Origin of the sequence: Streptomyces sp. FH025 (assembly GCF_017427025.1) — a bacterium.
Taxonomy (GTDB): domain Bacteria; phylum Actinomycetota; class Actinomycetes; order Streptomycetales; family Streptomycetaceae; genus Kitasatospora.
Genome location: NZ_JAFLNG010000282.1, coordinates 1 through 9391, shown reverse-complemented (window position 1 = coordinate 9391; position 9391 = coordinate 1). Strand labels below are relative to the sequence as shown.

The window sequence follows — 9391 nt, the reverse complement described above, 5'->3', positions numbered from 1 at the left end:
CGGCTCCGCAGTCGCTGCTCGCCGCGCTTCCGGAGGGGGCGACCGTGGTCGCCGCCCTGCCGCAGGGCGCGCTGCCGCAGGGACTGCTGGCCCAGTACGCCGCGCAGCCCGGCGGCGCGGCGGGTCACCCGATGATCGGGTACCTGGTGCTGGTGCCGGCCGAGAGCCCGGCGGTGGCGTCCCCGGCGGCGCCGTACACGCCCGGAACCGGCGCCCCAGGCGCCGTCCGTCCGGTCCGCCCGGCCGGGCGCGGCATCACCGTCGACACCGAGCGGCGCAACGCCTACGTCGACGGGCGGCTGCTCGACCTGACCTACCTGGAGTTCGAGCTGCTGGCCCACCTCACCGAGCACCCGCAGCGGGTGCACACCCGGGACCACCTGGTCTCGGCGGTCTGGGGCTACGGCCACGTCGGGGACGGGCGCACGGTCGACGTGCACGTCGCCCGCCTGCGCCGAAAGCTCGGCACGGCCTACCGGGACACGATCGTGACGGTGCGTCGGGTGGGGTACAAGTACACGCCGGTCAGCTGATCCGATCCAACGTCCGCACCGCCGTGGCGGGTTGCCCGTGGCACATCGAACGGGCGGCCCGCTGCGGCGTGTTGGCGTTCATGCGGGCTCCTTGCCGAGCCGCGGTCGGGCTGGACGCGTTCGTCAGGCGCGCTGGTCGGGCGGGAGCAGGAGGACGGCGAGGGCGTCGGCACAGGTCCGGGCATGGCCCAGGAACCAGTCCAGCCGGTCGTCGGTGAGGTGCGCCGGGGTCGAGCGGACCGCGAGGGCGAACCGGGCCTGTCCGGCGGCGTCCAGGACGGGAACCGCGACCGTTCGCACCCCGTCGGCCGACTCGCCGTCGTTGAGTGCGTGGCCGGACGCCCGGACCCTCGCCAACTCCTCGTCCAGGGCGAGTGGTTCGATGATCGTACGGTCGGTGAAGGGCAGTAGCGGGCCGAGCGTCGACACTGCCGCGTCGCCGGGGCGCGGCCAGGCGAGCAGCACCTTGCCCAGTGCGGTGGAGTGCAGCGGGCGGCGCAGACCCAGCCCGGTGTCCGGACGGACGGAGGCGCCTACCAGGATCACCGCGTGCGGGCCGCTGCGGATCGCCAGGTCGGCGGCCGCCTTGGTGCGCCGGGACAGCAGCTCCAACTCGGGTGCGGCCAGGTGCAGTCCGCGCTGGTGGAAGGTGAGTTGGCCGAGTTCGGCGACGGCCGGACCGAGCCGGTAGCGGGCGGTCTGCTCGTCCTGCTCCAGGAACCCGGCGCTGACCAGCGTACGGGCCAGCCGGTGCGCGGTGGACACCGAGAGGTCCATTCGGCGCGCCAGGTCCGAGGCGCTCAGGTCGGGGCCGTTGTCGTGGAAGCAGTGCAGCAGCCCGAGCGCGCGCTGGACGGCCTGCGCACCGGCCGGCGGGCTCTGGACGGCGGTGGCGGCCTCGGCCATGACACCTCGCGTTTCGGTTCGGGACTCCGGCCGGACCGCCGGAGGGATTCTCAGCGTAGGGCAGCCGGTGCTGCCGGAATGTGTCAACCGCGTTGCAATGGGATGGCGTTGATGAACAACTGATCCCACCATGTGGCAAAGACTTGCCTATGGCTCGGCCGCCGTGGAACGCTCCTCGCATCGCACCGGACGACTCGACGATCCGGGCACTCGCGTCCCGACCGCAGGAAGGAGCAGCACCGTGATGTTCTGCCGGTGTACCTCCTCCTGTGCGTGTCGTCGCTGACGCCTGCCGCGCGGTCCGCCCTTCCCGCCCTGCCTCGCCGGGGGGAGCGACTCCCGTACGCACCAAGCCTTCCAAGCCTCGTGATGCCTGTCGGCGTGCCGGGGCGCACCCGATTCCACCTGCTTCCGACCGCCGTCGGAGCCTCCGTAGAGGACACGCCCCGTGGCCAGCCAATCCGCGAGCACCGCAAGTGCCGTAAGTTCCATGAGTGCCGTAGGTTCCGTGAGTTCGCCGGGTCTGTCGGGTCTGTCGGGTTCCACCGCTCTTCCCGACACCCTTTGGTTCACCCGTTGCCCGGTGCCCACCGCGACCGGGATCGCCGCCGATCAGGGCTGGCTGGCACGGGAGTTCGCCGCCGACGGGATCGCCGTCCGTTCGCTCCAGGACGCTCCGCGGGAGGTCGCCGCCGACCACCACTACACCCACGCGCTCACCGGACTGTTCCGTGAGGGCGGCAACGTCCCCGCGCTGTGGGCCCGTTCGCGTGGCGAGGAGACCCGGCTGATCGGCCTGACCTGGATCGAGGAGCGGCAGGTCGTCCTGGTCCGCGCCGGGAGCGGCATCACCGAACCGGCGCAACTGCGCGGACTTCGGCTGGCGATTCCACATCATGGGATCGGGATCGACTTCTGGCGGGCCATGGCACTGGCCGGCTTCCGCGGCGCCCTCGCGCTCGCCGGTCTCGGGCTGGAGGACTCCGAACTGGTGGACGTGCCGGGCACGCCGGGCGACGGGCAGTGGTCCGCCGAACTGTCCGCCCTGCGGGACGGTGTGGTGGACGCCGTGTACGTGAAGGGGGCGCTCGCCGTCGAGGCGGCCCGCCGGATCGGCGCGGAGGTGGCCGTGGAGCTGGACACCGTGCCGGACCGCCGGGCCCGGGTCAACAACGGCACGCCCCGGCCGGTCACCGTCCACCAGCGGCTGCTGGACGAGCACCCCGAGCTGGTGGCCCGATTCCTCGCGGTGCTGTTGGAGGCCGCCGACTGGGCGGCGGAGCGTCCGGCGGAGGTGGCTCGGATCCTGCAGGCCGAGACCGGTGCCGGCGCCGAAGGCGTCGCCGGGGCCTACGCCTCGGGCAGCCACCGCACGCTGCACCTGGAGCTTTCGGAGGAGCGGCTGGAGCTGCTGGCCCAGCAGGAACGTTTCCTTCGCGGGCAGGGCTTCCTCGCCGCGCCGGTGGACGTCCACGCCTGGGCCGACCCGGAGCCGCTCCGCGCGGCCCGCGAACTGCTGCGCGAACGGCGGGCCGCGGTGACGGGCGGCTGAGCGCCCGTACCTGCGGCATCGGGCCGCTCCCGACCGCCTCCGGCTGCCCTTGCGGCCTGATCACAACCGGCTGACAGATCACGACCGACAGGTCACGACCGACAGATGTCAGCCGACGGATATCAGCGAACAGAGTTCAGAGAACAGAGAACAACGTTCAGCGAACAGATTTCGAAAGTTGTCAGCTGTCAGTCGTCATCTGTCGCCTGTTTGGAGACCCCCGTGAACACCCCCCGCCTCGTCCTCGCCGCCACCGCGCTGCTCGCCTCCACCGCCCTGGCCGCCTGCGGCTCGTCCGCCGACGGAGCCAAGGCCTCCGCCGACGGCGGGGCCGGCGGCAAGGCCGACGTGGTGCTCCGCCTTCCCGACCCCGGCAACAACGGGTTCCTCGCCCGCGGCAAGAAGGACGGCTCCCTGGACAAGGCCCTCGCGGCCGTCCACGCCAAGGTCGCCTGGACGGGCAGTGCCGGCCCCTTCGCCCCCGCCGCCCAGGCGCTGTCCGCCGACCAGTTGGACATCGCCCAGGGCTCGATCACCTCGGCCGTCGCCGCGCTCGCCCAGAAGCCCGGCTTCAAGCTGTTCGCCCAGACCGCGCCCGACGGCGTCGGCGAGGGGATCCTGGTCAAGAACGACTCACCCATCAAGACCGTGCAGGATCTGGTCGGCAAGAAGGTCGCCGTCTCCCAGGGCGGCACCAGCGAGTACCTCCTCCTCAAGGCGCTGGAGAAGAGCGGCGTCCCGGCGGACAAGGTCGAGCGGGTCTACCTGCGCGCCGACCAGACCTCCGGCGTCTTCAACTCCGGCCAGGTGGACGCCTGGGCGACCTGGAACACCTTCTCCACGCCGACCATCGCCAACGCCGGCGCGCACTTCCTCGTCGACGGCAAGGCGATCGGCTCCGACAACTACGCCGTCTGGGCGGTGCGCAACGGCTTCGCCGACAAGCACCCCGAGGTGGTCAAGGCCTTCTACGCCTACCTGCGTGAGAACGGCCTACAGGAGAAGGCCGACCCGGCCGCCTACCTCAACGTCTTCACCGACTCCGGCCCTACCGCCGTCACCCCCGCGGAGAAGGACATCGCGGTGAACGTCAGTCGGCAGGGCGCCGCGGCCGACGCCATCGCGGAGTCCGACATCACCCGCTTCGGTACCGTCGCCCAGTTCTTCGCCGACCAGAAGGTCACCAAGCAGCCGGTCGACGTCAAGCCGTACCTGATCGACATCAACAAGCTCGGGGACGGTGCCAAGTGACCACCGCAGCACCGGAGATCGCATCCGAGGACACCCGGGCCGCCCTCGACGCGGGCCTGGTGGTCCCACGCACCAAACGCCGGAGACCGCGGCCGCGCGCCCTCGCCGTCGTCCTGCGGACCCTCGGTCCGCTGGCCCTTCTCGGCGGCTGGGCACTCGCCTCCGCCACGGGCGCACTCACCCAGGACGTGCTCGCCTCACCCGCCCAGGTCGCCGAGGCCGTCGGTGAGTTGTGGGGCAACGGCCAGCTAACCGACGCCCTCACCGTCTCGCTCACCAGGGCCGGGCTCGGCCTGCTCTTCGGCGCCACCATCGGCCTGGTGCTCGGGGTGCTCACCGGCTTCACCCGGCTCGGTGAGGAACTGCTCGACTCGGCGATCCAAGTCCTGCGCACCGTACCCTTCCTGGCGCTCGTCCCGCTGTTCATGGTGTGGTTCGGCATCACCGAGACCGCGAAGGTCGCCCTGATCGGCGTGGCCACCAGCTTCCCGATGTACGTTTCGGCCTCCGGTGGGGTCCGCAACACCGACCGCAAACTGGTCGAGGCGATGCACAGCTTCGGACTCGGCCGCTGGGCGATCGTGCGCACGGTCGTACTGCCCGGAGCGCTGCCCTCGCTGCTGTCCGGACTGCGGCTGTCCATGACCCTCAGCGTGATCGCCCTGATCGCCGCCGAGGAGATCAACTCCACCGAAGGAATCGGCTACTTGATGGCCCAGGCGCAGAACTACTCGCGCACCGACATCCTCGCCGTCTGCATCCTGATCTACGGCCTGCTCGGCCTCACCGCCGACGGCGTCGTCCGAGTCCTGGAGCGCCTGCTGATGCCGTGGCGCCAGGCCGTCCAGGGAGCCGCCCGATGACCGCCGCGCCGCCCGCTGCAACTGCCACCGCCGCTACCGCCACCACCGCCGAGCCCGGCACCACAGCCGCTCCCGCCGTCCCCGCCGTCCATCTGCGCGGCCTGCGCCGGGTGTTCGGCAGCCGGGCCGTCCTCGATGGCGTCGACCTCTCCATCGCCCGGGGCGAGTTCGTCGCCCTGCTCGGCGCCAGCGGCACCGGCAAGACCACCCTGCTGCGCATCCTCGGTGCGCTGGACCAGGCCGACGAGGGCACCGTTCTCGTCCCGCCGGTCCGTACGGTGGTCTTCCAGGAGCCCCGACTCGTACCGTCCAAGCGGGTGTTGGCCAACGTCACGGTCGGCCTGCCGCGCGGCGCGGCAACCCGGGAGACCGGGCTGAAAGCGTTGGCCGAGGTCGGCCTGGAACGGCACGCCGACGCCTGGCCGGCCACCCTGTCGGGCGGAGAGGCGCAGCGCGTCGCGCTCGCCAGGGCGCTCGTCCGCGAACCGCAACTCCTGTTGCTGGATGAGCCGTTCGCGGCCCTGGACGCGCTGACCCGGCTGCGCATGCAGGACCTGGTCGGCGACCTGGTCCGCCGCCACCGCCCGGCCGTCCTGTTGGTCACCCATGACGTGGACGAGGCCGTCCGGCTCGCCGACCGCGTCGCCGTGCTGCGGGACGGCCTGCTGGTCCGGGACGAGGCCGTCACCGTCGACCGCCCCCGCGACCCCGCCGACCCGGCCTTCGCCGAGCTGCGCCGGCACCTGCTCTCCGACCTCGGTGTCCACTGAGCATCCACGCACCCCTGTCGCCCGAACCCGACGAAACCACCCACGCACCACCGGAGTTGAACCGATGACCGTCACCCTCGGCGTCCACGCCAGCAACCCCTCGCTCTACTACCTCTCCCGACTTCCCTACCTGGACGAGGAGTTGGCTCCACTCGGCGAGACCGGAGCCTTCCACCACTACACCGACGGCACCCGCACCGGGGACCTGCTCGCCGACGGCACCATCGACTTCGGCGGCACCGGCTCAACCCCACCGATCACCGCCCAGGCGGCCGGCCGCGACCTGGTGTACGCGGCGGTCTCCGCGCCTCGCCCCGACCACGGCGCGCTGCTGGTGCTGGACTCCGGGCCGGTACGTACGGTCGAGGACCTCAAGGGCGGCACCGTCGTCCTCGCCGTAGGCTCCTGGCAGACCCACCTGCTGGCCAAGGCCCTGCACGCACAGGGGCTCTCGTACGGTGAGGACGTCACCCCGGCGCGCCCGGCGGCGGGGGAGGACCAGGCGCAGCGGCTGCGCGACGGTGAGATCTCGGGCTGGATCGCCCAGGGCGCGGAGCTCGCCGCCGCCCGTCGCAGCGGGGAGTTCCGCGAGCTGATCCGCACCGGCGGCGTGATCACCGACCGCTCGGTATTCTTCACTCGTCGAGAGTTCGCGACCGCGCGCCCCGAGGTGGTCGCCGCGATCGCCACCGCACTGCGTCGGGCGGACGCCTGGGTGGCTGCCCACCCGGCCGAGGCCGCCGCGATCGCGGCCGAGGAGCTGGGCGGTGCGGCCGCCGACTGGCAGGCCGCCCTCGCCGCGCTGCCCTGGCGACTGGAGCCCGCCACCGCCGGGTTCGTCGCCGAGCAGCAGGAGGCCGCGGACATCTTCCACGGAGTCGGGTTCATCGACCGGGCGCTGACCGTCGCCGAAGCCCATCTGCCCGCCCTGGAGGCCCCGGTGGCGGCCGCGCTCGCGAAGGAGAGCTGAGCCGTGGCCTCCGAAGTCCTCTGGTACATCATCCCGCGCGAGGGCCACTACCCCTGGGAGCCGGCCGGGCGTCGCCCGGTGGACCTGCGCTACCTACAGCAACTGGCCGGCAGCGTCGAGCGCTTGGGCTACACGGGTGCCCTGCTGGCCACCGACCTCCACGACGTCTGGACGCTCGGCAGCGCCCTCGCCGCCGCCACCACCCCGGCGTTCAAGCCGCTGCTGGCCGTCCACCCCGGGCTGGTCTCACCCACCCTGCTGGCCAAGATGGCGCTCAGCTTCGACCACCTGCACGGCGGACGGCTGCGCTTCAACGTGGTCAACGGTTCCACCGCGCAACTGCGCGAGTACGGCCTGGACGTCGAGCACGACGAGCGCTACCGGCTCAGCGCCGAGTACTGGTCGATCGTCAAGCGCCTCACGGCCGGTGAAGTCTTCGACCACAAGGGCGAGTTCTATGACCTGAAGAACGCGGGTGCGAGCCTGCGCGAGCTCACTCCGGTACAGCCGGGCGGCGTCCCGCTCTGGTTCGGCGGCAGTTCGGCGGCCGGCATCGAGATGGCGGCCCAGCACGTGGACGTCTACCTGACCTGGGGCGAGCCGCCGCACCTGCTCAAGGAGAAGCTGGACCTGGTCCGCGAGCGCGCCGCCGCCCACGGCCGGACCCTGCGGATCGGGCTGCGGCTGCACCTGATCGTCCGCGACACCGAGGACGAGGCGTGGGCCGCCGCCGACCGGCTGCTGGACGTGACCAGTGAGGCGACGTACGCCCGCCAGCTGGGGGAGGCCAAGGGGGAGGACGGGGTCGGCTGGCAGCGGCAGTTCCGCCAGCACGGTGGGAAGGTCCCGGCCCGGGCCCGGGAGCTGGAGGCCTACCCGAACCTCTGGCCGGGCATGAGCCTGTTCCGTCCCGGCCCGGGGACGGCGGTGGTCGGCTCGACCGTCCAGGTGGTGGAGCGGCTGCAGGAGTTCGAGGCACTGGGCGTGGACACCTTCATCCTCTCCGGCAACCCGCTCCTGGAGGAGGCCCACCGGATTGCAGAAACGGTTCTTCCCGCCCTGGGCATCCGTCGCTGACGATTGGCGGCCGCCAGGTGCCGGGCGGTGGCTGGCAGCCAACGGATGGCGGTCGGCAGCTGACAGCTGACGACTGACAACCAACGGATAACAGAAAACAGATGACGGATGACAGCTGACAGATTTCGAAATCTGTCAGCTGTCATCCGTCAGTCGTCACTCACCCGCGCCGCCAACCCGTCGGGCAGCAGTTCGGCGCCTCAGCGGCTCAGCACCTCAGCGGCTCAGCCGGTCGATCTCCGCCAGCTCCTCCTCCGTCAGCGGTCCGCCCGCCAAGGCGTCGAGGTTCTGGTCCAGCTGGGCCACACTGCTCGCGCCGATGATCACCGACACCACCCGCGGATCCCGCAGCACCCAGCACAGCGCCAGCTGCGCCAGGGTCTGCCCGCGCGCCTCGGCGATCTTGCTCAGCGCCCGCAGCTGCTCCAGCTTCTGCTCGGTCAGCGCCTCCTCGGTCAGGAACTTCCCGACCGACATCCGCGACCCGGCCGGCACCTGACCCGAGAGGTAGCGATCCGTCAACAGCCCCTGAGCCAGCGGCGAGTACGCGATCAGGCTGGTCTGGGTGTCGCCCACCGCGTCCAGCACCCCGCCCTCCTCCACGTACCGGTTGAGGATCGAGTACGCCGACTGGTTCATCAGCACCGGCGTCCCCAGCTCGCGCAGGATCGCCACCGCCTCCCGGTGCTGCTCCGCCGGGTAGTTGGAGATCGCCGCGTACAGCGCCTTGCCGGAGCGCACCGCACGGTCCAGCGCCCCCATCGTCTCCTCGATCGGGGTGTCCGGGTCGTAGCGGTGCGAGTAGAAGACGTCGACGTAGTCCAGCCCCATCCGCTCCAGCGACTGGTCCAGGCTGGCCAGCAGGTACTTGCGGCTGCCGCCGTTGCCGTACGGGCCGGGCCACATGTCCCAGCCCGCCTTGGAGGCGATGAACAGCTCGTCCCGGTACGGCCGGAAGTCCTGCGCGAAGAGGTAGCCGAAGTTGCGCTCCGCGCTGCCGTACGGCGGGCCGTAGTTGTTCGCCAGGTCGAAGTGTGTGACGCCCCGGTCGAAGGCCCGACGCAGCACGGCCCGCTGCACCTCCAACGGCTGGGCGTCACCGAAGTTGTGCCAGAGCCCGAGCGAGACGGCGGGCAGCTGGACGCCGCTGCGGCCGGCCTTCCGGTAGGTCATCGAGGCATAGCGGTCATCCGCGGCGAGGTAGCTCATGCCGGACATCTTGCCAGCAGGCCCCGCCCGATCAAGCCCTTGCCCCGTTTCCGGCCACTGCCTATCCTCGCGGATGACCGTGTGAGTGCGAGGCGAAGGGGGCGTGATGGCAGTCCGGACCGTGATCGCCGCGCCCCGCTGTTGTTGTCGCCACCGCCGCAGCACCGCGCGCTGACGCCGCCCCCCTCGCCGAGCGATCCGCCCGGCCCGTGACCGGGTGACCAGTGCCCCGCGTTCCCCATCGGTGCTGCCCGTCCGAG

The 9391-nt window shown here is 71.7% G+C and carries 9 protein-coding genes; 7 read left to right on the top strand and 2 right to left on the bottom strand.

Annotation, left to right across the window (positions count from 1 at the left end):
• Positions 1–533: winged helix-turn-helix domain-containing protein (locus tag J0670_RS20390; protein WP_207813069.1), on the top strand; the 533-nt coding region annotated here is incomplete at its 5' end.
• Positions 534–656: 123 nt separating this feature from the next.
• Here J0670_RS20390 and J0670_RS20385 read toward each other — a convergent pair.
• Positions 657–1439: an IclR family transcriptional regulator gene (locus tag J0670_RS20385; RefSeq protein WP_207813068.1), complete on the bottom strand. Its 783-nt coding sequence runs from the start codon at positions 1437–1439 to the stop codon at positions 657–659.
• A gap of 490 nt (positions 1440–1929) precedes the next feature.
• Between J0670_RS20385 and J0670_RS20380 the strand changes: the two genes are divergently transcribed.
• The 6 genes from J0670_RS20380 (at position 1930) to J0670_RS20355 (ending at position 7922) form a co-directional block, all read left to right on the top strand.
• Positions 1930–2991 (top strand): ABC transporter substrate-binding protein, encoded by a 1062-nt coding sequence (locus J0670_RS20380; RefSeq protein WP_207813067.1) that lies wholly within the window; start codon positions 1930–1932, stop codon positions 2989–2991.
• 222 nt (positions 2992–3213) lie between these two features.
• Complete coding sequence (locus J0670_RS20375; RefSeq protein WP_307806609.1) at positions 3214–4242, top strand: ABC transporter substrate-binding protein; 1029 nt, start codon at positions 3214–3216, stop codon at positions 4240–4242.
• Positions 4239–5105, top strand: a complete 867-nt coding sequence (locus tag J0670_RS20370; RefSeq protein WP_307806607.1) for an ABC transporter permease — start codon at positions 4239–4241, stop codon at positions 5103–5105. Before J0670_RS20375 ends, J0670_RS20370 begins: the two co-directional genes overlap by 4 nt.
• Positions 5102–5875: an ABC transporter ATP-binding protein gene (locus J0670_RS20365; protein ID WP_207813065.1), complete on the top strand. Its 774-nt coding sequence runs from the start codon at positions 5102–5104 to the stop codon at positions 5873–5875. The genes J0670_RS20370 and J0670_RS20365 overlap by 4 nt, the downstream gene beginning before the upstream one ends.
• 64 nt (positions 5876–5939) lie before the next feature.
• Positions 5940–6845: an ABC transporter substrate-binding protein gene (locus J0670_RS20360; RefSeq protein WP_207813064.1), complete on the top strand. Its 906-nt coding sequence runs from the start codon at positions 5940–5942 to the stop codon at positions 6843–6845.
• A 3-nt stretch (positions 6846–6848) separates the two neighbouring features.
• Positions 6849–7922 (top strand): LLM class flavin-dependent oxidoreductase, encoded by a 1074-nt coding sequence (locus J0670_RS20355; protein WP_207813063.1) that lies wholly within the window; start codon positions 6849–6851, stop codon positions 7920–7922.
• A 216-nt stretch (positions 7923–8138) separates the two neighbouring features.
• Here the strand turns inward: J0670_RS20355 and J0670_RS20350 are convergent, their stop codons facing one another.
• The gene (locus J0670_RS20350) at positions 8139–9131 is read right to left on the bottom strand and encodes an aldo/keto reductase (RefSeq protein ID WP_207813062.1); all 993 of its coding nucleotides are present in this window, start codon (positions 9129–9131) and stop codon (positions 8139–8141) included.
• Positions 9132–9391: the final 260 nt, after the last annotated feature.